The sequence below is a fragment of the Streptomyces sp. P6-2-1 genome, from assembly GCF_050613165.1.
GTDB lineage: Bacteria > Actinomycetota > Actinomycetes > Streptomycetales > Streptomycetaceae > Streptomyces.
Genome location: NZ_CP192513.1, coordinates 7,222,864 through 7,244,433, shown reverse-complemented (window position 1 = coordinate 7,244,433; position 21,570 = coordinate 7,222,864). Strand labels below are relative to the sequence as shown.

16 protein-coding genes are annotated in these 21,570 nt (G+C 66.6%); 6 read left to right on the top strand and 10 right to left on the bottom strand.

Annotated elements, in window-relative coordinates:
- Both ACQYWQ_RS30395 and ACQYWQ_RS30390 read left to right on the top strand, forming a co-directional pair.
- Positions 1-2,106, top strand: a 2,106-nt coding sequence (locus ACQYWQ_RS30395; RefSeq protein WP_431039015.1) for a Helicase associated domain protein, incomplete at its 5' end; no start/stop codon positions are given.
- Between the two features lie 27 nt (positions 2,107-2,133).
- Positions 2,134-2,337 carry a hypothetical protein gene (locus tag ACQYWQ_RS30390; protein ID WP_359754187.1) on the top strand — a complete coding sequence of 68 codons (204 nt, stop codon included), beginning with the start codon at positions 2,134-2,136 and terminating at the stop codon, positions 2,335-2,337.
- Between the two features lie 82 nt (positions 2,338-2,419).
- Here ACQYWQ_RS30390 and ACQYWQ_RS30385 read toward each other — a convergent pair whose 3' ends face one another.
- From ACQYWQ_RS30385 to ACQYWQ_RS30370, 4 genes are all read right to left on the bottom strand, one after another.
- Positions 2,420-6,589, bottom strand: a complete 4,170-nt coding sequence (locus tag ACQYWQ_RS30385; protein ID WP_431039014.1) for an NACHT domain-containing protein — start codon at positions 6,587-6,589, stop codon at positions 2,420-2,422.
- Between the two features lie 85 nt (positions 6,590-6,674).
- Complete coding sequence (locus ACQYWQ_RS30380; protein ID WP_431039013.1) at positions 6,675-8,624, bottom strand: DUF3732 domain-containing protein; 1,950 nt, start codon at positions 8,622-8,624, stop codon at positions 6,675-6,677.
- Positions 8,625-8,644: 20 nt separating this feature from the next.
- Complete coding sequence (locus ACQYWQ_RS30375; protein WP_359754190.1) at positions 8,645-9,133, bottom strand: three component ABC system middle component; 489 nt, start codon at positions 9,131-9,133, stop codon at positions 8,645-8,647.
- A gap of 3 nt (positions 9,134-9,136) precedes the next feature.
- On the bottom strand, positions 9,137-10,363 hold the full coding sequence (locus ACQYWQ_RS30370) for an ABC-three component system protein (RefSeq protein ID WP_431039012.1): 1,227 nt from the start codon (positions 10,361-10,363) through the stop codon (positions 9,137-9,139).
- Between the two features lie 218 nt (positions 10,364-10,581).
- On the opposite strand from ACQYWQ_RS30370, the gene ACQYWQ_RS30365 reads away from it, so the two are divergent.
- Positions 10,582-11,441, top strand: a protein-coding gene (locus tag ACQYWQ_RS30365) for an IS5 family transposase (protein ID WP_431039011.1) whose coding sequence is annotated in 2 segments (ribosomal slippage) — positions 10,582-10,924 and positions 10,924-11,441 — 861 coding nt in all. Because the reading frame shifts where the segments join, the coding sequence is not laid out codon by codon here.
- Positions 11,442-11,446: 5 nt separating this feature from the next.
- Here the strand turns inward: ACQYWQ_RS30365 and ACQYWQ_RS30360 are convergent.
- A complete protein-coding gene (locus ACQYWQ_RS30360) occupies positions 11,447-11,824 on the bottom strand; it encodes a hypothetical protein (protein WP_380927997.1) in 378 nt (125 codons plus the stop codon).
- Between the two features lie 87 nt (positions 11,825-11,911).
- Here ACQYWQ_RS30360 and ACQYWQ_RS30355 point away from each other — a divergent pair, with 87 nt between their 5' ends.
- Both ACQYWQ_RS30355 and ACQYWQ_RS30350 read left to right on the top strand, forming a co-directional pair.
- Complete coding sequence (locus ACQYWQ_RS30355) at positions 11,912-12,385, top strand: hypothetical protein (RefSeq protein WP_359754194.1); 474 nt, start codon at positions 11,912-11,914, stop codon at positions 12,383-12,385.
- Entirely contained in the window at positions 12,357-12,995 is a 639-nt protein-coding gene (locus tag ACQYWQ_RS30350) for a hypothetical protein (protein WP_431039010.1), read from the top strand. Before ACQYWQ_RS30355 ends, ACQYWQ_RS30350 begins: the two co-directional genes overlap by 29 nt.
- A 420-nt stretch (positions 12,996-13,415) precedes the next feature.
- On the opposite strand, the gene ACQYWQ_RS30345 is transcribed toward ACQYWQ_RS30350, so the two are convergent.
- The 3 genes from ACQYWQ_RS30345 to tap all read right to left on the bottom strand — a co-directional run bounded on the left by ACQYWQ_RS30345 (position 13,416) and on the right by tap (position 16,769).
- The gene (locus ACQYWQ_RS30345; protein WP_431039009.1) at positions 13,416-13,733 is read right to left on the bottom strand and encodes a hypothetical protein; all 318 of its coding nucleotides are present in this window, start codon (positions 13,731-13,733) and stop codon (positions 13,416-13,418) included.
- Positions 13,734-14,027: 294 nt separating this feature from the next.
- Positions 14,028-14,585 (bottom strand): telomere-protecting terminal protein Tpg, encoded by a 558-nt coding sequence (tpg, locus tag ACQYWQ_RS30340; protein WP_359754197.1) that lies wholly within the window; start codon positions 14,583-14,585, stop codon positions 14,028-14,030.
- 3 nt (positions 14,586-14,588) lie between these two features.
- Positions 14,589-16,769 carry a telomere-associated protein Tap gene (gene tap, locus ACQYWQ_RS30335; RefSeq protein ID WP_431039008.1) on the bottom strand — a complete coding sequence of 727 codons (2,181 nt, stop codon included), beginning with the start codon at positions 16,767-16,769 and terminating at the stop codon, positions 14,589-14,591.
- A gap of 426 nt (positions 16,770-17,195) precedes the next feature.
- Here tap and ACQYWQ_RS30330 point away from each other — a divergent pair, with 426 nt between their 5' ends.
- Entirely contained in the window at positions 17,196-19,343 is a 2,148-nt protein-coding gene (locus ACQYWQ_RS30330) for a PQQ-binding-like beta-propeller repeat protein (protein WP_431039007.1), read from the top strand.
- Positions 19,344-19,478: 135 nt separating this feature from the next.
- On the opposite strand, the gene ACQYWQ_RS30325 is transcribed toward ACQYWQ_RS30330, so the two are convergent.
- Both ACQYWQ_RS30325 and ACQYWQ_RS30320 read right to left on the bottom strand, forming a co-directional pair.
- Positions 19,479-20,260, bottom strand: a protein-coding gene (locus ACQYWQ_RS30325) for an IS5 family transposase (RefSeq protein ID WP_431039006.1) whose coding sequence is annotated in 2 segments (ribosomal slippage) — positions 19,479-19,921 and positions 19,921-20,260 — 783 coding nt in all. Because the reading frame shifts where the segments join, the coding sequence is not laid out codon by codon here.
- 310 nt (positions 20,261-20,570) lie between these two features.
- Positions 20,571-21,545, bottom strand: coding sequence for a hypothetical protein (locus ACQYWQ_RS30320; protein ID WP_431039005.1), 975 nt, complete (start codon positions 21,543-21,545; stop codon positions 20,571-20,573).
- Positions 21,546-21,570 lie beyond the last annotated feature (25 nt).

The window sequence follows — 21,570 nt, the reverse complement described above, 5'->3', positions numbered from 1 at the left end:
TTCGGTGCCTGCTCGCTGTCTGGTGATGACGTGTCTGACCTTCAGTGCACCACTGACGCAGCAGAGTTGGTGGGGTGGATCTCGGGTCTGGAGTCGGTGACGGTCTTTGCTACCTATGCCTCGCTGGGGCTGGGTGTTCTGGAGCGGAGTCATCGTGCGGGACTGGGGACGTGGGACCTGGTGGTGGTGGATGAGGCGCACCGGACGTCGGGGGCATTGGGGAAGGCGTGGGCGGGGGTTCATGACGATGGACGGGTGCCGGCGCTGCGTCGGTTGTACATGACGGCTACGCCGCGGTTGTGGGAGGCGGCAGATCGCGAGGGTGCGGAGGGGGGTGAGTTGGTTGCGTCGATGGACGATGAGTCGGTGTTCGGGCCGGTGGTGTACCGGTTGTCGCTGTCGGAGGCGATCGAGCGGGGGTTGATCGCTCGCTACCAGGTGGTGTGTGTGGACATCGCCGATCCTGGGCTGCCGGTGGTCGAGTTGGCCGGTGGAACGGGCCGGACTGCGCGGGTGCGGGGGGCGCGGTTGGCGGCTTTGCAGACGGCAGTGTTGAAGGTGGCTGCGGAGCGGCGGCTTGGGCGGTTGCTGACGTTTCATTACCGCACGGGTGAGGCTGAGGCGTTCGTTAGTGGTCTTGGTGCGGTGGCCAAGGAGTTGCACGAGAGCGATCCCGGGCTGTATCCGGGGGCTGGTGGGGTGTGGGCGGACTGGCTGTGCGGGGAGCACCGGCCGGCGCACCGGGGTTTGGTGCTGGAGGAGTTTGCGTCTCGGCCTGAGGTGGAGGCGGGGGCGGCGTGGGTGCGGGTGTTGTCGTCGGTGCGGGTGCTGGGCGAGGGGGTGGACACCAAGGAGTGCGATGCGGTGGTGTTCGCGGACGTGCGGGGATCGGCCGTCGACATCGTCCAGGCGGTGGGGCGGGCGCTTCGGATGCAGCCGGGGGAAGGCAAGGTGGCGTCCCTGGTCGTTCCCGTCTTCCTGGGGCCGGGTGAGCTGCCTGACGAGATGCTGGTCTCGCGGGCGTACGGGGAGCTGGTGAAGGTCCTCATGGCTCTTCGGGCGCATGACGCGCAGGCCGTGGAGCAGCTGGCTGCCCCGCAGGTGGCTGGTGGCGGGTCGGCTGGTGGGGTGGTGGAGGCGGGGGGTGCGGTGAGTGGGGTTGCCGCGGAGCTGTTGTCGTTTTCCAGGCCGCGGGATCCGGCGCAGCTGGCTGCGTTCATCAGTCTGCGGGTGCTGGAGCCGGAGGGGCAGTTTTGGCGGCGGGGTGTAGCGGCTGCGTTGGCGTATCGCAGTGACCATGGTGATCTGGCGGTGCCGTTCGAGTACCGGACGGTGGATGGGTTCGCTCTGGGTGGGTGGATCGCCCGGCAGCGCGGTGCGCATGCGCGTGGAGAGCTGAGTGGGGAGCGGGTGGGGCAGCTGGAGGAGCTCGGCATGATCTGGTCGCATGTCGAGGTCGCGTTCGCCGAGGGGCTGTCCGCGGCGCGGGGGTGGGCCAGGGAGCATGGGCATTTGCTGGCGCCGGCGGACGCCATGTGGGAGGGGTATGCGGTGGGGGTATGGCTGAAGAATCAGCGGGCGGCCGCGCGGGGCAAGGGCGGGATGAGTGCGGGGCGGCGGCGGGCTCTGGAGGACATTGATCCGTCGTGGTGTCCTTCATGGTCGGTTGCCTGGCAGCGGTGCTTCCATCTGTCGCGCCTGCATGTTCAGAGCGGCCAGGTGCTGCCTGAGGAGCCGGGACAGGTGGTGGTCCAGGGCGAGGACCTGGGGCAGTGGGCAGGCGTTCAGAGGCGTGGCTGGGACCGGCTCGGGGCGGCGCAGCAGTGGCTGCTGAAGGAAGCTCTGCGGCTTGGCCCTGTGAACGCCGGTGAGCGGGGTGTGGTGCCGCGGCGGACGCGGGCGGAGGTGTGGGCGGCGAATGTGGCTGCTGCCCGCCATTACCGGGAACGGGAGGGACATCTGGAGGTGCCTCACCGGCATGTCGAGAAGGTCGGCGGGGACGAATACGCGTTGGGGGTGTTCGTCACTAACAGTCGCTCTCGGCAGGATCGGCTGGCGCCGGAGCGGGTCGAGGAGTTGTCTGCACTCGGAATGCGCTGGGGGTGATGCCTGGGCTGACGTGTGCAGGGAGATGTGGTTTTATCCCCGATCGCCAATGGTCGGCCGGCGGAACGTAAGGAGCACCTGCTCCAGGAAATCAAGGGCACGGCGGATGCCACTGGTGAGATCGAATGGGACGTCTCGGTTGATTCCACCACCGTGCGTGCACAGCAATACGCGGCGGGTACTCGTACCGATCCGCCGGCGTGTAGTGGCAGCCCGGCATTCGGCACATGATCCCGGAGAGGATCGACAGTCGGGCCGCCCGGCTGTGCAAAGGTTCACGCGTCGGATGCGGCGGGCGCCCTCAAGGTGAAGGTCATCGGCTGGTCTCTGGTCTGGTGTTCTGAACTGCAGGAGGACGGCAGTCCAGAACACGGGCGCGGACTGGGACGGGGTGCTCCGCAGCCAGCTTTCTCTGATGGCGCTCGATTGTTTCCTTGTTGTGCTTTGACCTGCAGTTTTCTCTGCTGTCAGGATCCCAGAGGTCGCAGTCGAAGAAGCCGACGAGGAAGATGCCGGCGGTGTGGGGGCGGCGCAGGTAGCGGTCGACGAGCTGCTCTGGAAGGGCGGTTTTCAGTTCGGGGTTCCAGCAGCCTTTGCATTCGATGACCACCGTGATGGGTTCGGTTTGTGAGTGCAGGGTTGCCTGGATGTGGATGTCGGTGCGGCCGGCGCCGGGGCCGCTGCCCGGGCGGTCAACCTGAACTTCGCGGTTCAAGACGATCTGCCGACCGGTGAGGTGGAGTTTCAGGAGGCCCATAACCAGGTCGCTGAAGTCTTCCTCCCAGGCGGGCCACATCTTGTTGATGCCTTTGGCCGTCGAACGGCTCCACAGGAGGATGGCCATCCCGTTGGGTGCCGAGAGGGCTTCTTGTACGCGGTCGAGGGCTTCCATGACGACGTCCAGGAGCTGGGTCTCGTCGTTGATCACGCGTAGGGCGTGGTCAGTGGCCAACTTGCGCAGTTGGGATGCTGGCAGAGGCTCGACCTGTTGTCTGGCGGCCTGGCGTGCGGTGCGGCGAGCCATGGCACTGAGCCGCTCCGGGTTGTGCGCAGTGCCGGAGGCGGCAAGACAGGTGAGCTGGTCGGCTGCTTGGCGGGTTCCCTTGCTGGCGATCAGCCGGGCTACTTCGTCGGCGAAGTCGTGGATGGCCTTGGCGGGATTGTGTGGGGGGACAGTGTTTTCGGGATCGGGCTCGGGTCGAGAGTTGCGGAGCTCGTGTCTCTGGCACAGACGGGCGTAGAAGTCGGCGAGGTCGTCTTCTGTGAGGGCTGCCATTCCGGACGTCGTATAGGCGCGATCGGGCTGGGTGACCAGGGTGTCAACCAGTGCGTGGAAGAGTGCGCTCTGTTCGTCGAAGGCGCGGCGTACGTGCGGCCAGATGTCCGGCAGGGTCGTCGACTGCATCTGGGTGTGGACCATGGTGATCCAGCGTTTCTTGGTCTCTGGTCGATCTGTGGTGGTTGTTTCCAGAAGGGTCTGTGCCTGGGCGAGGGCGGTGTCGTCTCCGACTCGGATCAAGGAGGTGAAGACCGCTGCCCAAGATTCGTGGGGGCGTCCAGGTGCGGCGGCCCAATCCCGGACCAAATCAAGAGCCTCTGTCGCACCGCGCTCATAGAGGAACTGTGTCAGTTCGGTGAGCTCGTGAGACTCGAAATTGTCCAGGCAGGAGACGAGGAGGGTGCCGAACTCGACGCCCGCGTGGCTGGCACACCGGTTGAACAGAGCGCGATGCAGTTCCTGCTCATCTGCGAGAGGCGTCATCGTGGCAAGGGCCAGCGCCCAGCCGGCCCATCGGGGAGTGTCGGAGATGGGAACTGCGCTTTCCCATTCCGCAGCCGTCACCAGTGCGGCGGCTGTCAATTCGGGCACGCGTTGCGATGCCGCTCCCCAGACCGGCGTGTCATGGGTGTTCCATGGGGGTGCTGTGCTCAAGACACGCAGACCTAGTGTGGCGAGGTCCGTGCGCAATGCGGTGCCTTCTGGTGGGCAGGAAGGAGCTGTGGCGGCTGCACTGAGGTCTGCGGCATGATTGGACTTGCTGCCATCGGCTGTTTTGGCGAGTTCGACAAGGACGGCAAACCAGGTGGCACGGACCTGGTCTGGTGCTGCGGTGCGTACGGCGGCAAGCGCCGTGGTGAAGTCGTTTTGGTCGAAGGCGTGTTGGCGGCGCTGCTCGTTCCTTCGTTCTTCTCTGTCGCGCAGCCATTCGGGGGGCGGGTTGTCCCACCATGCGGTGCTCGCATGCAGTTGTGGGTCAACCTGGCGGGCCCGTTCGACAGCCTGGCGCAGGCTCTCGTCGGCGGGGCGAGGCCGGTTGGTGAAGAGTGATTGCGCGGCTCGGCGTGCAGGGTCTGGGAGGTCTGTCCACCTCTCGGCCCAGTAGAGCAGATCGTCGTCAGGGAACAGGCCCGCCTCAGGGGTGTGGATATGACGTTTGGCGTGATCTTCCTGGCCGTGCAGGAGCACGTACTCGGCAAGGTGGTGCCGCAGAGGAGGGTCGGCGTGCAGGGTATCGCTGAGGTTCTCGAGTGATACGTATGCTTCTGGCCTGTAGAGCAGGTCGGGATGGCTTGCAAGCGTGAGTAGCGCGTGGCCAGCCTTCTGGTGGCTGAGAGATTGGTTTGGGTGGTCGAGGTCGGCTTGGCTGATGAGCTGGATGGCCTGCTCAAGTACGCTGAGGGCGATCATCGCCTTGGGGGTGCGGGCTTCAATCTCTGCGGTCGCCCAGTCCAGGGCTTCATCCGCGTCGTGGGGTGCGATGAGCTCGGTGAGCTGGTCGGCTCGCCATACGTATCGCTGGGCTGACCCGAGAGGGAGTCGGTCGAAGAACTCCGTCAAGGGCAGATTGAGCGCACGCAGGCAATTCAGGGCGGCCGCTGCAATCACCTCGTCATCGTCACGGGACAGATGATCGAGTCGGGTGAGCGTGTCCTGGTCGTGGCCGGATCGCCTGGCAGTCACGTCTAGGGCGAACGAGCGTAGACGTACGGATGTGGCAGTGTCCTCCGCGAGCGTGATCAGGGTCGGGGTGAGGCCCGGAAGCTGGCATCGGTCTGTGATGGCCAGCGCCAAAAGGGTCTCGTCATAACGCATTCCCGGCTTCAGGGAGGGGGCGAGCTGTTCAGCCAACTGGGGGTGGTTGAGCCGGCTCAGGCGATCGGCTTCGAAGCGGTCGTAGATGTCGTGGATGTCGTAGGTGTCGTTGCGAGCCGATTCGAGCAGAGCCTGGGTGACTTGCCGGCGGCGCGCGGTCGGCAGGGCGGGTAGGTCGGCCAGAAGCGCGGTCCGCAGGTGGTGCGCGATGAGGTCATCGAGCAGGTTGGGGTCGTCCATACATAGGCGGGCGGCGACCTCTTCATGTTGGGGCAGGATGTGGCGGGCCTCGCCGCTGCCGGCCCACAGCAGTTCTGCTCGCACGGCGGGGGCAGTGTGGTCACGGAGAAACTCAGCAGCTAGGTGTTCTTGGTAGGTGCGGTGTGTAAAAGTCCATCGCTGTCGGCCCACGGGGGTGAACAGCCCGGACTGGGTCAGGTACCGCAGTTCTTCTCGTCGGCAGGGCTGTTCGGGGAAGCTACCGGGGACGGTGGGACCGGACAGGGTGTCGAAGTCGATCTCTTCCGCGGCAGGCTCGTGATCGACGAGGGCTGTGGCGCTGCTGAACTGAAGTGCAGCTGCCACCCATCGGGCTACTTCCAGAAGGTGGTCTGCGGCCGGCCGGCTCTGGTGTTCAGAGCCTTCCTGGCGGGTTTCGGTACACAGTCTTCGGCAGGCTTGCTGGTAGGCCTCTACCACTGTCTCGGGCAGGGGCTCTCGGTTCTCGCAGGCTTTGAGCAGCGGGATCAGTGTCACGGGCTGTTGCGCAAGGGCTGTCAGACCACGGCTGTTGATCATCTCCGTGAACTCGGCGCCGTCCAGGTGGTGAGCCTCGGCTGCGATCTGCATGTCCTGGAGGCTCAGCGGTGCGAGGGCCATCAGTGTGACGGCGTGCTCACCCGTCCACAACCGGCGCAGCTCGTCTTCAAGGCTCTCGGGCCAGCGTGTGGTACGGCAGGTGATCCGCAGCCGAATCCTGGCCCGTTGCTGGAGCGACACCTCTGCCAGTTTGTGCGCGAGGACCTTGGCCAGGCCGGGGACGTCACTCAGGCCTTCGTCAAGGCTGTCGAGCAGCACATAGTGCTCAGATGCTTCCTCCGGGACCTGGAAGGCGTCAAGGAGAGCGCTGCCAGCGGTGGAGATGTCGAAGACGTCTTTGCCCAGGTTCAGCCACGTGACCGACGCACCTTGCTCCTGGAGCCTAATGCGCTCCTGTTCCAGCGTTACCGACTTGCCCATTCCCCGCTCCCCCAGGAGCACCACGACTGGAGCATCCAGCTCGTCCAGGTGCAGCTGCGGGTCTGCATAGTGCCAGTCGGCGAGCAGTGCCCGCTCTCGGCTGCCGGTCTCGTGCAGTGGTCGCAGGGAACGTCGCCACGCGTATCGCATGCTTCTCATGATCCCTTGCCGACCCTGGTTCGGTGGAACCCCCAAACAGGGAGGCCGGGCGCAAGGTGCCAGGGGCGGGCTCGGGTCATGACTCAGCGGAGATCCAGTCCGTGGGGATGAGGGCGACGCCGCCTCTCCAGTTCTCGACGACTGCCTGCTGGAACCAGTCGTCGCGGAGGTTGACGTGGTCGCAGACGATGACCTGGAGGGCTCCCTCGTTTTGCTCGACGGCCTGGGAGATGAGGGAGAAGTAGGCGCGGACGGCTTCCCAGTCAGCGTCCTCGACAGTGACCGCGTCGTGCACCTCTTCGGGGAAGAACGCCTGGGTGGGCTGGTCGAGCATGAGGAAGCCTGGGACCGGGCGGTTGTGGCGGTGCAGGTAGGTATGCAGGGCGAGGTGAGCGACGAGGTGGTAGCCGATCCAGTTCTTAGCACTGCCGATGCGAGTAAGGGGGAGCCGTCCGGCGGGGGTGCGCAGGACGACGTTGAGCAGGGTGGGGCTGATGCGGACCTCTTCGGCGGTGTCGGCGTGCTCGAGGCCGAGGGTTCGCGCCCAGGTGGTCATGAGGTCGGCGACTTCGTTCAGCCGGTTCTCGGTCTCGGCGCCGACTTCGTCGGCGTCCACGAGACGCTGAAGGGCTTCGGCCTGTTCGGTCAGTCTGTCGCCGTGCCGCAGGAGGTCGCCGAGGTCGTCCTTGCCTTGGGGGCTGGTGCGCTGGAGTTCTTGGAGGATGCGTCCTTGGACGTGGGCGAGGTAGGTGCGCTGGTCCTGGGCTTGGCGCAGTTGCCGGTCGCTGGCGTTGAGGGCTTCGAGGGTGGCCGCGTTGTTACGCAGGCTTGCCTGGATCTCTCGGGTCTGTGCTTCGAGTGCTTCGAGGTGCTGGTTCCGGGCGGGCTGCAGTGCGGCCAGATCGTCCAGTTCTGTCTCGAGGCGGCGGGTGAGTTCCTGGAGGTCGGAGACTTGGGGGTCTGGGATGGCAAGGTGCTGGGAGCACAGGGGGCAGGTGTGGGCGTCGCCGTCGTGGGAGGCGTTGCCGAGCAGGCCGATGGGCTTGAGGCGGCTGCGCTGGACGTGGAGTTCGCTGGTGAGGGCGGTGCTCTCTTCCTTCCAGCTGTCGAGGATGGTGCGGGAGTTGTTGATCTCCTGGAGCTGGCTGCGCAGGGCGCGGCGTTCGGCGGCGAGTTGTTCACGCCTGGTGTCTGGGCCGGAGACGAAGGAGGCGTCGGGAACGGCGTCGAGGGCTTGGCGCAGCAGGGTGTCGAGGGTGGTTGTGGTGGGAGCTTCGGGGACGGTGTCGATGAGACCTGCGTCGGCTGCCATGCGTGCCAGGGCGATGCGGTGGGCTTCGCCGCCTTCCACGCGGCGCCGTGCCTCTTCGATCTGCTTGTTGACCCTGCGCAGTGCTTTGTTCAGTTCGGCGAGTTCGTGACGGCGGGCTGCCTGTTCGGGGCCTGCGGCGCCGAGAAAGTAGGGAAGGGTGTCCTTGATCGCCTGGGCGATTCCCTGCTCCCCCTGGCGGTGGAAGAGGAGGTTCTGGTTGGCGATCTCGTTCTGCTTCTGCAGGCACAGCAGGACAGCCTGGGCGATGGAGACGTCGAAGGCGTGGCGGCCGGCTCCGGCGGGGGGCTGGAAGCGGAATTCCTCGATGCCGATACGGGCGCTGAGCTCGGTGCGGATGGCAGTGGCGTCCGCGTTGACGTGCATCTGGTCTGCCGGGGGAATGTCGAGTGTGTGGTCGCCGATGACGAGCATCGCCTTGTTCGTCGAGGCGCCCTTGGGGGCGGGGCGGCCCAGGAGGAGACGGGTGGGGCCGATCTGTACGAGGAGCGCGTACCAGGCGGTGGTGTTGGTGATGACGCCGTCGGGAAGGGTGAAGGTCTGTCGGCCGAGGCAGTACTCGACGATGCTCAGGACTGCGGATTTCCCGGTCTCGGACTCTCCGGTGAGGATGTTGAGGGTGCCGGGGCGGAAGCGGACGATGCGGGGGGCGGGGCGGCCGTCTCGGTGGTAGAGGGCGAGGGCGATCAGGTGCATGGGGCAGGGTCCTTATCGGGTCAGGGCCTTACGCCCAGCAGCGTGAAGAGGGTGGCGGTGTCGGTCGCGGCGAACCAGCGGCCCACGAGAACTGCGGCGCGTACGCAGGTGGCGGCTTCGTCGGTGGGCTGTGAGGAGTTGGGTTTCACCGGTTTGCGGGTGGCGCGCAGGCCGCCTCCGGTCAGTGCCAGGGTGCCGTGGCGGATGCCGAAGCGGATACAGCCTTGGGTGTAGGCGTGCAGAGCGGGCGCGCGCTGAGGGAATGCTGCGCGGATCATGGTGTTGTCTGCCAGCCATCCGGCGAGCTGGGTGCGGGTGTCTCGCGGCAGGGCGCTTCGGGAGTCGGGGGGCAGGACCAGTGGCAGGATCAGGAACGCGGACGGCCAGGGCAGATGGGATTCCGGCTCGGTGGCGGCTGCGGCGTACGCGGCAGCACTGTGGCTGAGGATGTAGGCGCCGAAGGCGGGGTTGAGGAGGGCCGCTGCTTCAGGAAGCTGGGTGGTGGTCATGGGCTACTCCCCCTTCGTCTGCGTGCGCGGGGGTGTCTTGAGCAGGTCCTCGAAGCGGGGGTGCCAGCCCAGCGGCTTGGGTTCGTTGCGGGCGTTGTCGGCGAGTGCGTGCAGGGTGCCGCGGGCGATCCACCGTTTGCCGAGCTGGCGGAGTTTGATGTCCTGCGCCGCGGTGAGGGTGGCGTCGAGGATGGTCTCGCCGATGGCCTGGGCGTCGTCGCCTTCTTTGCCGGCGTCGAAGCGGTCGGCGTACTTGGCGAAGATGAGGTTCCATTCCTGGCGCAGGTCGCTGTCGAACTGGGTGAGTTCCCCGGGGGTGACGTGATGGTGGTAGAGCCAGCGTGAGCGGTGGGCCCAGGCATGGTGGTACTCGCCGATGTGGGCGCGGATGCTGCGGTTGCCGAGGCCGATCAGCTTGAGCTGTTCGACGAAGACGTGGCCGGTGTACTGGGCGATCTCCTGCTCGGTGAGATCGTCGAGGCTGTCAACAACGGGCAGGGCGGTGTGGGTGTACTTGCCGGAGACGTAGTCGATCTGAGTGCGCAGTTCCTCGGCGCTGACGGACATGCGCCGGGCGGGATTGGCGTGGTCGAGCATGTCGAGGGACACGTTCCACCACCAGCCTTTCAGTTCCTCGAGGATCGCCTGGCTCTGCTCGTCGTTCTTCCAGATTCCGATCACTTCGCGCAGCGTAGAGTCCACCTCTGACACTCGCGGCGCGGAATCGTCGAGGACGATGGCGCCTACGAGGGCAGCGCGGGTCGGGGCGGTGCAGGCCATGAACCGGGATCGCCAGGGCAAGGTGGTTTTGGCGCCGTCGGGATCGCCGGCGATGGCCTCGAGTTCTGCCAGTGCAGCGGTGACATCCCGGGCGTCGTGTCGGAGTTTGGCCAACATGTTGCCGGGCGAGACGGTCTGGGTGGTGACGAGCCGGAGCATGGGAAGCTGCCCCGCCGGCAGGTGCTCGAGCGCGTCGCACCAGGAGTTGATAGAACGCCACAGGTCGGCACTGGTGGATCCCAGTTCGCCGGCGTGTCCGTGGTGTTTGGACTGGACGAGCTCGACCGGCGTGCCCTGGCGGAGAATGTCGATGTCGTCGAGCATCTCCATGCGGAGCTCGGTCTGGGGGTCCTTGAACCATCGGCGGGCCAGTTCCACCAGGGCCCATTCGCACTGGTAGAGGTAGCCGACCATCTGGCCGGCCGCGGAGTGCGGCATCTTCTGTGTCACGATTGGCGTAATGATAGTTACGCACGGTCATGTGGGGCAAGGGGGACCCCTGGTAGGGCGGCAGGCCCTGCACAGCGCGATGCGGATGCGCCGCTTCTGTGCGCCACTGCATCCCGGCGTCGGGGTGGCGACGTCCGTGGACAACCTGTAGCTCCTGCCCTGCTGCATCCCCATCTTTTAGAGCGTGTCTCTTTGATCGGCTGGTCGGTTGATCGGATGTGTCTGTCCGGTTAGTGATCACTGATGCGATGTGGGACCAGATCGAGCCGCTGATGCCGGCCGATCCGGTCCGCGGTCGGCGGTGGGCCGATCACCGCCGAACCCAGGAGGCCATCGCGTGGAAGTACCGCACCTGCTCGCCCTGGCGCGACCTGCCCGACGAGCTCGGCTCGTTCCAGACCGCCCACAAACGCCTGCTCGAGTGGGCTTTGGACAGCACCTGGGAACGCATCCTTGCCGCGCTCCTGGCAGCGGCCGACGGCGCTGACGACATCGGCTGGACCGTTTCGGTGGACTCCACCGTCTGCCGAGCGCCCCAGCACGCCGCCGGAGCCAGGAAAAAGGGGCTCCAGACCGGGCCGAACCCTACGACCACGCACTCGGACGCTCCCACGGCGGCCTGAGCACGAAAGTCCACCTCGCCAGTGACGCCCGTGCACGGCCCCTGGCCCTCCGCGTCACCGCAGGCCAGGCAGGCGACGCCCCGGCCTTCGAGACCATCATGGCCGCCATCTGCGTTGCGCGAAACGGCCCCGGACGACCGAGGACCCGCCCTGATGCCGTCCTCGCGGACCGCGCGTACTCATCCCGCGCGATCCGAAGTCACCTCCGCCAACGCGGAATCCACGCTGTCATCCCCCAGCCCTCCGACCAGATCGGCCACCGGCTGCGGCGAGGCAGTGCCGGAGGTCGACCGCCCGCCTTCGACACCGAGGCATACAAGCAGCACAACTCAGTCGAACGCTGCATCAACCGGCTCAAGCAGTGGAGCGGCCTGGCCATGTGGACCGACAAGCTCGCTATCGCCTACCAGGCCGCGCTCCACCTCGCCGCGATCCTCATCTGGGCACGGCGATAGCCCGCTCAGCGATCGACCACCCAACGTGCTTCCGCAGGCCATGAGCCCGTGCCAACGACGTGCTCCACGAGCCTGAGTGCCTCACCGATGGGGACAGTGTCCTCATCCGGATACTCGTCGCCCTGCCCGTTGGAGAGGATGAACCCGTCACTCGACCTTGCAGTTCCGGGATCCACGGCATGCTCGCCGGGATCGCCCTCGTCATCGAGCAGCATCACCATCGCGCGCTCGGTATTCGTCATGAAGGCCAGCAACCGTCCAGACGAACTGGTCAGCCACATCTCAAGCTGCCCGCTGTCGATCCTCGACCGAAGAGCCTCCACCACCCCCGCCGACGACACAGGAACAGGGCTGTCGTCATTGATCACCCAAGACTCGATCACGAGCACGACGATCTCACGGACGGATCCAAGAGACAGGCCCTAGTTGTGGGATCATGGCAACTGAGCGGAAAATTGAGGGGGTTGACCTTGACTGACGTGCTGATCAGGCGTGGAGTTGCCGGACTGCCGAGCGTGTCCCGCTCAGAAGTGCCCGGGAACTACCCGTACGAAGCGATCAGGGTGGCGAAGCTCATCCGAGCCGCTGGCTTGACCGTCGAGTTCGAGGACGAGAAGCCTGACCGCACCTACCTGACCCACGACGCCGCCGAGTTCTGGCTGCCGATCATCGAGTTTGCCAGGGACGTCGGGAAAGAGACCCTGATCGCAACGCTGTCTGGCTTGGTCTCCTCCTACGCGACGATGAAGATCCTCAGGAGGGGCGATTCATCCGGTGAAGAGCTGGCGGTTCCGTCCCCCGTTCTGCACGTGGAGGTGACCCGGCAGGGTGACCTGACCACCAAGCTGGTGCTGGACGGCCCGGCCGACTCAGTCCTCGAAGCGATCACCAGGATCGAGAGGTGGGGTTCTGAGGATGAGCGGCGTCAGCTCCCCGAGGGATGAGCACGAGGTCTTCCAGCAGTGCCAAGTCGACCTTGAACGGGCCAAAGCTGCGAGCCACCCCGATCCAGCTGCGCTAGAGGTCCTGCGGCGGCTGAGGGGAGAGCTGCGGCGGGTGATGGACCGTTCCGAAGGGTACGACCTTGCCCTCTTCGACCGAGCTCATGAGCTGCTGGACGAAGTCGGCGGGTTTCTGAGGCGGACTTATCCGAAGGCTTGCACCATGGCCTACCGCGACGGCGTCTACTACCGGGAGTGTCCAGTCGATCTTGGGCATCTTCGGGTTGGGTTCAGCGTGGAGACACGCGTGGACGAGTCGGAGTGCTCGATTTGTGGACTTGATCCTGACGAATGCGATCACATCCCCGGTGAGACGTACGAAGGCCGTGAGTGCCTCATCCTCATCACGAAGGCCCAGATCCTGGCGGCAGCCCTCGTAGCCAACCCGAGGTTCCGGGACGCGCGTTTCGGCAGCCTGCAGCTCGGCACATCTACCGAGCTGCGTGCTGCTCTTGGGCCGAATTTCCGGCCTGGAGTGAGGCTCAGCTGCGATAAGTGCCTCGCGGGATGCCCTGGCCTCAACCGAGGCTTCGATGGGTCGACACACGGCTGATCGATAGTAACCAGCCGCACGCGACTCGGCGCTGCCGCAGAGTCGTGCTTTGGCGTTTTGGGCTTCTCGTGGTGCACTCACGAGCTGCTTCACCTCCGCCGGTGACACCAGCTCGCCGCCACTTCAAGGAGACAGCCCCTACACCGCGCCTGCTCGGCCGAGCGTGGTCGACCACGGTGTACATGACTATCGTGGGCGTTTTCAGCTTTCGCCGTTGATCGAAAGACGTGGCGACGCTGTAACGCCTTCGATCTTGAGGTGCATGTGGCCAGGTGGCAGGGCTGCTTCAAGTTCGGAATGGCTGGACGACGTTGCCTCACGTCGGCTCGCGGTCGTCGGTAGCCCCGCCCTCCGCGCTCCGTCTGGAGCCGCTGGCGGCAGAACGTCTGCCACTGGCCCAGAACATCAGGGCCCCGCCCTTCAGCCGCTGCTCGACGCCGGTCGCCAGGCGATCACCCGAGCCGGGCCAGAATGGTCGACAGCGACGGGCGCGCTGCCGGTCCCGTCCAAATCTGCCGCTGCCATGCCCACGGCGTCGGCCGCCAGACGGGTATCGGCTTCTAAAACCGTTGCTTTCCCCGGTGTGCCGGCCTCCTGCCTGCGTCGGCAGTCCACCTGGCGCAGCAGGGCGAACGGGAGGATCACCTTGCGGTGGCGATGGGATGCCATGCTGCGGCGCAGCAGATCCGCCACAGCCCAGCTGACGTCCATCAACCCGAGGGTTTTGTCCTCAGCCACTGGCCCTCCTTGGGTCCGACGGTCGCCCATCAGCTGGCTCCCGATCTTCATCTCACTCGGTCAACGGGCTTTGTGATGATCGGGATCCATGCCTTGGGTTGGGGTGGCGTGCCAAGAGGCGTTTTCGGCGGGACGTGTCCCGGGTGCGTCGCGGGGTCCTTGCCTGGACCGCATGGCGCGATGGGGGCAGTAGATCGCCGATGGGGTGCTCCGCTGCCGCGGGCCGGTTCGGGTGGTGTCTCTCGTGCTGCGGTTCAGTGGCCGGGATGGTGCCTCGTTTTGTGCCTGGGATGGTCAGAGGCCGAACTCGATGTGCTCGATGGTCAGCATTCTGACCTCTTCCAGGCTGGCGGCGCGGGTTCCGCTCTGCTGGAAGTACACCTCTTTCAGGGCTTCGGCGACCGCCTGGCGCATGTGGGACTCACCGCGTTGTTGAGCCGCGAAGATCTGCTCGGCGTGATGCGGCGGGAGCGCGAGGGTGAGAGAGCGCTCGCGGGCCTCGTCGGTCGTTCCGGCCGGGGCCTCGTAGCCGAGGCGGGCTCTCACGTCGATCATCAGCCCCTGGCTGGTGGCCGCCGCTCTCTTCGCTCTGTCCTTCACTTTCGGTTGCCATCGCGTGTGCGTCTCGGTGTAGAGCCGGGCGGCGAGATCGGGACGGGGCTTTTTGATGTCTCCCTTCACGTACCGCTCGACGGTGCGCTGGGAGATGCCGAGAAGGCCGGCGGCTTCCTTGGTGCCTTTGAGTTGCTTGACCAGGAACCGCATCTGGGCGCCTGCCGTCTTGGGGACGGGTCGGGTGAGCGCTTTGTCCAGGACGTTCTCCAGGCCTTCGCCGACCGTCTTGGTGACCACGGCCTACTCCCCCGTGTCCGTGCCGGCGGCGCCGGTCTTGATGTTGCGGGCCAGGTTCAGCAGCGGGTTGCCGGTCTGTTCGCGGATCTGCTCGGCCCACAACGGAGTCCGGGTGCCTTCGTGCTTGACCATCCCGGGCGAGAGTCCGATCCGGAAGCTCCCGGGGATCGTCTTGCCTTCGGCGGTGTAGGGCAGGACGTCGAGCGGGGTGGGTCCGTCGGCGGCGTAGACCGCGCAGTCCGACAGTACGGAGACAGGGTATCGGCCGGTTGCGGCGGCGAGGGCGATCATCTTGCGGTGCATGCCGATGCGGGCCCGGGAGATGACCGTGGCGCGGATGTCGGGACGCCAAGTGGGGCGGGAGAGTGCCGGCCACGGCCGGCCCGGTGCCCATCCGTCGCCGGATGCCTTCTGCTGGAGCTTGCCGAGGCCGAACTTCACTGTGCTCTTGACGGCGTCCAGGACGATCGCCGCGTCGGGGTCGCGCTGCTTGTGGCCGTCCATCGCGTTCAGGAACTCAGCCGGGGAGAGTCCGTCGGGCACACCGAGGTCGGCCATCGTCTCGATGTAGGCGTCGCGGAGTTTCTTGTACCAGGCGTCCAGGTAGCGGCCCGAGTCCGGGCGCAGCCAGCCTTCCAGGGGCTGGACGGTGTAGCCGAGTTCGACGGCGTAGGCGACGGTAGGCGTCATGTACCAGGCAGGGCCCTGGGGGTGCTCGCCGTACTGGGTGAACGGGCTGGGCAGCAGGTCGCCCCGCAGGTTGGTCCACTGCTTGCCGACCATGACGCGGTCGAGGTCGACGTGGGAGAGGTCGACCAGCCAGGAGCCGGGGACCTTGGAGTCGAAGTCCGGATTGACGGTGTGGACGGGCGGGGTCGCGAGTCCGACGACTGCGCCGTTGGCAGCCGCGGCGAACGCGAGGTTGACGTCGATGCCGACGAGGTGGCTGCGCATGCACTCGTCGTCGGTGAGCGGTCGTGCCCAGTCGTACGCCTCCTCGAAGATCCGCTCTTCGGGGCCGCGCTGGTGGAAGCGAGGCAGGTGCGCGAGAACCGGGTGACCGTTGATCGCCTCGCACGGCGGGGGATCCATCGGCTCGGTCCCCAGCGAGCCGGGGTTGTGGACGCTGTGCCGGCGGCCCTCGGCGTCGGGGGCGGAGGCACGGGTCGGCGGGTGGAGCGCGGTCATCAGCTCCAGGCCAGTGACCGCGGTCGAGCCGCGTGGGGTCATCACGCGGCGGGCGTACAGGCTCATCACACGAGCCAGGTCGGCCGGCGTCAGGTCGGCGGCATGGCCCCACGAGCGGGTGTCGAGTGCCTTCCAGGTCGGAATACACAGCTGGACGCACAGACGACGGTGGCCCTTGGCCGGGCGGTAGATCCGGGCCCAGGGGCCGAACCCCCTTCGGGTCAACTGCCATTGGGCGTCCTCGATCTGCTTCACCACCGGGTGATCGGCCGCGAGACGGCCGGCGTGACGCTCCTCGTCGCTCAGGTCGACAGGCAGACCGAAGTGCTCCAGCGCCGTAGAGGTGAGCACGAGGAGAGGGTCGGCGTCCCGGCCCGAGCTGTCCAGACGGGGCGCACCGAGCCGGCTCTCGGCCAGCGTCCATTCCACGAGCTCGGGCAACGTCCTGGCGGGGACATCGAGGACGAGGCCGTCTCGGCAGTGAGCGAGCAGTGCGCCGTCGTCGACGGCGAGGACGGCGAGCGGGCCGTGGGCAAACTGCTCGTCGGGAGTGTCGGTGGCCCGCGGGGCGGCGGTTCGAGCGGCAGGCCGGCGAGGAGCCCGTGCAGGTGGGGTCGGGGCCGTTTCCGGGCGCGGCTGGGCGGGAGGCGCGATGGACGCCGGGACCGTCGTTTCCGGCGCGGCGTCTGAGACTGCGGCGATCTGCCTGTCCGCAGGCTGTGTCGCACCGGTAGTGGGCTGGGGGTATTTCTTCGCCCATCCCTCCAAAAGCGCCAGGTACGGGGCCCGGCGCGGCGGGCGCGGCTCGCTGCGCCCCGCCTCCCAGTTCTTCACCGTCTGCGTCGAGGTCTGAAGGGCGCGGGCGAGATCCGCCTGCGTGACACCGGCTGCTGTACGCAGGCGTGCCCGCTCGGCGGGTACGGGGATATCCGGTCCTCCTGCGAGCAGCGCCTCCACTGCCGCGAACAGGTCCTCTTCTGCCGGTCCCGAAGACATATGCTCACCTCCACCCGAAACCGTATCAGATTTAACCTTGGATTTATCCTTGGCCGGCCGTTCGGGAGAGGTGTCTGCGGGTGCCTGCTCTTCGGCCACGGTGTCCCGTGCCATGAAGCCGTGACCCCGCGTCGTCGAATCCCAGTAGATCCAAGATTCACCAGGCCTGTTCAGAGCTCCCCTCCTGCCACGGCTAGAGCCATGAACACACATACGCGGGACACTCACCGCTCCGCCCCGTAACTCCATTGGCCGATACCCCGTTGTCCTGCCGGAGGCCGCCTGTGACGGCCCCGGCTCCGGCGTGGCCCGTGACCACGTCATGAACTGAGAGCCGAAAGTGGCTGAGCAGCAGCACAGGGTCTTCCCGGCGCGTGTTCGCTTCTGCAGCCGGGTCACGGGACCGTGCTGGCGGAAGGACGACCCGTGAACCCCAATCATCATGCGAAGAAGCAGGCCAAGGAGCTGACCCGGCACAACGGTCTGTCGTATGCGGCGAACCTCGCGCAGGTCGTGCGTGAGATGACTGCGGTCGGAGCAGCGCAGTCCGCAGGTCCGTACTCGACCGGTGGCGGCGGCATCGTGCTTGAGCATCGGTTCGGCGCCGTGCTGTTGTCCCATCTCCTCACAGGCCGGCCGGTGCCGGCGCTTGGTGATCACATCACTCCCACACACGTACGTTTCCAGGGCCATGCGATCAGCCGGGTGGACGACATCCTGGTTCGCGGGCGGAGCTCGGCGGGGGCTGAGCACCTTCTGTCGGTGGGAGTGCGTCGGCGGCCGCGGCTGGTCGCGAGCGACGCCAAGTCGGTGCAGCTGGTGGAGGCGTTCCTCGATGTTGTGATCAGCCAGTGGCCTCTGCTGCGGAGCGGTCGGCGGAGGTTGGCGCTCGCGGTTGTGCCCGCATGCCGTCCGGCGCACCAGCTGGCGGATCTGGCCGTCGTGGCCGCGGCAGCGCCGAGCGCTGGGGAGTTCCGGCGCCGCATGGCCCAAGGCGGCCACGCGAGCAAGGAGGTACGTGACCGCTTGGTGCAGCTCGATGCGCTGGTGGCCGCTGCCTTGCCCGCGGGGCGCGCCAACGGTTCTATGCAACGGCCGACCGAGTTGGCATGGCGTCTGCTGAGCAAGCTCTCACTGATCGAGCTGCGTCTGGAAGGAGCGGACCTCTCCGATAGGACACAGGCCGTCGGGCGGCTGCAGCGGCTCACCCCTCAAGGGCTTGCCTCGGAAGCCGATGCGCTGTTCTCACACCTTGCGGAGCTCGTGGGCATCTACGCTCCGAGCGGATCAGAGGTCGACCTGGCCTCGCTGAAGGCAGACCTTGAAGGCCTTCCCTACTTCGTCTCTCCGGCCGGCCCTGTCATCGCCGCAGGGGTGGCTTCCGTTCCCGGTGTACCGGCTCGCCCAACCGCGGCATCCGGAGCGAGGCGTACGGCGGCGAGCGGTCGGCAGGACGTCGTGGTGTGGAGTCAGTCGACCGTGAGTGGCAAGGCTGTGCAGCCTGTGCTGGCCGGCAGCACTCTGGTGGTGCGCGATGGCTACTGGCTCCTGGGGTTCGACGCGGTGACAGGTGAGCCGACGCGGCCGCTGCAGACAGCTTTCAACTCCCCGCCGGTGATCGGTGGCGGTCAGGTCTTCGTGGCGGACCGGGAACGCAGGATTGTGTCCGTGGACCTGCGTGCGGGCAGAAAGGGGCAGCCGCTGCCCGCTCACATGCTGGATGCCGCGGCTGTGGTCGATCACGGGACGCTGTTCGCCGCCTCTCCGAATGCGCACGTCCATGCGGTTGACCTCGTGTCTCACGTGCTGTTGTGGACTCTGCCCGTCAGCGGACTCCCGATCGCTCCACCACAGGTACACGCAGGCAGGCTGTTCCTGCAGACCGGGACGCGTGGCAGCGCCGGCGGCGCTGCCGAGGACAGCAGCCTGTGGGCCTTCACCGCCGCCGGCGCCCTGCAATGGGTCCACGAGCAGCAGGACGGTGTTCTGCTGCACTGGTCCGTTCTCGGCGAACGCGTGTACGTGGTCAGCCGACACGAGGCCGACTCGCACAGGATCACCGCTCTGGACGTACTCAGCGGACAGACCTGCTGGCAATCTGCCTTCACCGGGGAACTCATCGGGCGGCCGGCGACAGGACATCATTCCCTCTACCTCACCACGGCGGATGGCGTGATCGCCCTGGACACAGGCACCGGTCGCGATCGCTGGCGGACGGCGCCGGGCGCATTCGGACGAGTAGCAGCAGCTGCTCACGCCGATGCCGGTGTCGTCTACGTGGGGCTGTGGCAACCCCGGTGCCTTATTGCTCTGGACGCAGACACAGGGGCGGAGCTGTGGCGGAAGAAGACCGCTGGTTCGTTCACCTCGGCTCCGTTCACCGCCTCAGGAATCGTCTACGGCGGCCATCGCGGCGGGGTCCTGCACGGCTGGAATGCCCGCTCGCAAAGGGAGGTATGGCGTGCCGAGGTGATGTGGGATGAGGCGCGGCAAGGCGGCCCGCTGCTTGTGGACGGCAGGGCATACGTCACAGGCAGCAACGGCAGGATCCATGCTCTTGCCCTCCATACCTGAGCGTCGTCTCTCAGCCGGCACTCAGCAACACCCTGAAGACGGGGCTTACCGAGCGCACACATATCAGACAGGCCGCGCTCCTCGCGGGTACGCTGCTTACTGATCGTTTCAGAATGAGGTTCGGAGGCGTCGCAATCAGAAGATGCTGCAGGCGAGTTGGAGCAGGCCGAGGTGGAGGTCGGCGCGTATCTCGTAGCGGATCCGGAGGCGTTTGAACTGGTGGAGCCAGGCGAAGGTCCGCTCCACAACCCAGCGCGTCTTGCCCAGCCCCGAGCCGTGCGGAACACCTCGACGGGCGATCTTCGGTGTGATGCCCCGAGCTCGCAGGATGCGGCGGTACTTGTCGTAGTCGTAGCCGCGGTCGGCGAACAGCCGGCCCGGCCGGTGCCGCGGCCGCCCGACCAGGCCGCGGATGCGGGGGATCGCGTCCAGCAGCGGCGTCAGTTGGGTGACGTCGTGCCTGTTTCCACCGGGCAGGGTGACGGCGAGGGGTGTGCCGTGGCGGTCGACGATCAGGTGGTGCTTGCTGCCCGGCCGGGCGCGGTCGACCGGCGAAGGTCCGGTGTGAGCCCCCCTTTCAACGCCCTGATGTGCGAGCCGTCGATCGCGCAGTCATCCATGTCCAGCAGGCCGGCCTTGCGCAGTTCAGCCAGGAGGACTTCGTGCAGGCGGGGCCAGACGCTGGCCTCGGTCCAGTCCCGCAGCCGCCGCCAGGCCGTCACTCCACTGCAGCCGGTCCGCTCGGCGGGCACGTCTCTCCAGCTGACGTTCTTGCGCAGCACGTACACGATGCCTCGCAGGGCGGCGCGGTCGTCTGCGGGCAGGCGCCCGGGATACCGGTGGCGCCGTGGCGGGCGGGGTGGCAGCAGCGGGGCGATGCGTTCCCACAGATCATCAGGCACAAGATCATCCGACACCCGTACCACTCTGCCGCCACCAAGCCCGACCGCCAAGCCCTCACGCCGAACTCATTCTGAAACGATCAGTTACTGGGACTCCGAACCGCACCCTGAGGACCTCCGTGCCGCCCTCACCGGCCCTGTCATCGGACTTGCCGGCGCCCGCGTCCAACCGATCGGCGACGGCTGGAGTCTGAACTACGGGCATGCCCGTCTCCTCGCCCACCCCGTGGCATTCAGGCCCTGAAGATACGAATCCGGCGCAGGAAGGTGTCGGGATCGGCGGTACATGTAGACAGGTGCGCCGCGTCGGGCCGCCAGGCCGGTTTCAGGGTTCAGGTCGAGCCTGTGGGCGAGAGCTGCTGCCGGCTTGCGCAACGACGGCAAGGTCGAGGTTCCTGGCCGGGCACAGCAGTTCGCGAGCGACGACGGGTGGGGCCGTCAGCGTGACGGTCCCCGAAGCCCAGTCGGCGGCTGTCTTGTAGGCAGCGATCGCGTCCTGCTCCCAGTCCGACAGCGTGTCCCCGATATAGAGCCCGATCGAGTCGAGCCGCACGGGAGGCAGTTGCACGCCGATTGTCACGGTCGGTTCGGCCGAAGTGACTTCTGCGACTGGGCGATGCATCCGAGCGGCTCTTTCATAGTGCTCGTCATCCGGACTGGGAAGGGAGCAGTCCTCTCTGGACCGCCAGATCGACCACATCCATGCAAGTTTGGGGGTGGACCGCCTGAGATCACTCAGGGTTGCTGCGGTTCGCTCCATCACGGCCAGGTCGATGCGCCCTCTGCGCTCCATGCACCGGCGCTCCGTGTATGCCGCGGCGCGGATCAAGTCCGCAGATGCCCAGTGCTGCAGCCAGGGGTGGGCTTGAAGGCTGTTGATCATCTTGGTCAGGTCGGACTGGATGGTGCGCCAGTGGTACGCGTTGAAGTTCGCACCCAGGTAGTCAGGAACGTACTGAGGGTCTTCACGGTTCTGCTCTTCCTCAGCTTCTTCGTCGAGCAGTTCACGGAGGGAGACCAGATCGATGACGGCGTCGCGCAGCCCTTCCTCGCGCGGGTCGTCGGCCTCCACCAGACAGCAGCTGCACATACGTGATGCGAGGTCCGCATCGAACAGGGCACGGCGCTTTTCGGCTTGTTCTTTGCGGATGGCCACGCTGGGGCATCGAAGGTCGCTGTGCACTCTGTCGGTGTTTTGCAGCGCGATGATGTCCATCGGTCGCCCGTAGTACTTGCCGACCTGGATCCCAAGGCTGCCCATGTAGCCAACCGGGATGTATTGCATGATTCCGTTCATCACCGGCCTACCGTAGGGCGGCATGCCG

What these genes read in the sequence shown, in the direction of transcription:
- ACQYWQ_RS30375 (WP_359754190.1), bottom strand. Translation starts at nt 9,133, where the DNA reads ATGACCACCACCCAGCTTCCTGAAGCAGCGGCCCTCCTCAACCCCGCC.
- ACQYWQ_RS30380 (WP_431039013.1), bottom strand. Translation starts at nt 8,624, where the DNA reads ATGCACCTGATCGCCCTCGCCCTCTACCACCGAGACGGCCGCCCCGCC.
- ACQYWQ_RS30385 (WP_431039014.1), bottom strand. Translation starts at nt 6,589, where the DNA reads ATGCGATACGCGTGGCGACGTTCCCTGCGACCACTGCACGAGACCGGC.
- ACQYWQ_RS30350 (WP_431039010.1), top strand. Translation starts at nt 12,357, where the DNA reads ATGAGCGGCGTCAGCTCCCCGAGGGATGAGCACGAGGTCTTCCAGCAG.
- tap (WP_431039008.1), bottom strand. Translation starts at nt 16,769, where the DNA reads ATGTCTTCGGGACCGGCAGAAGAGGACCTGTTCGCGGCAGTGGAGGCG.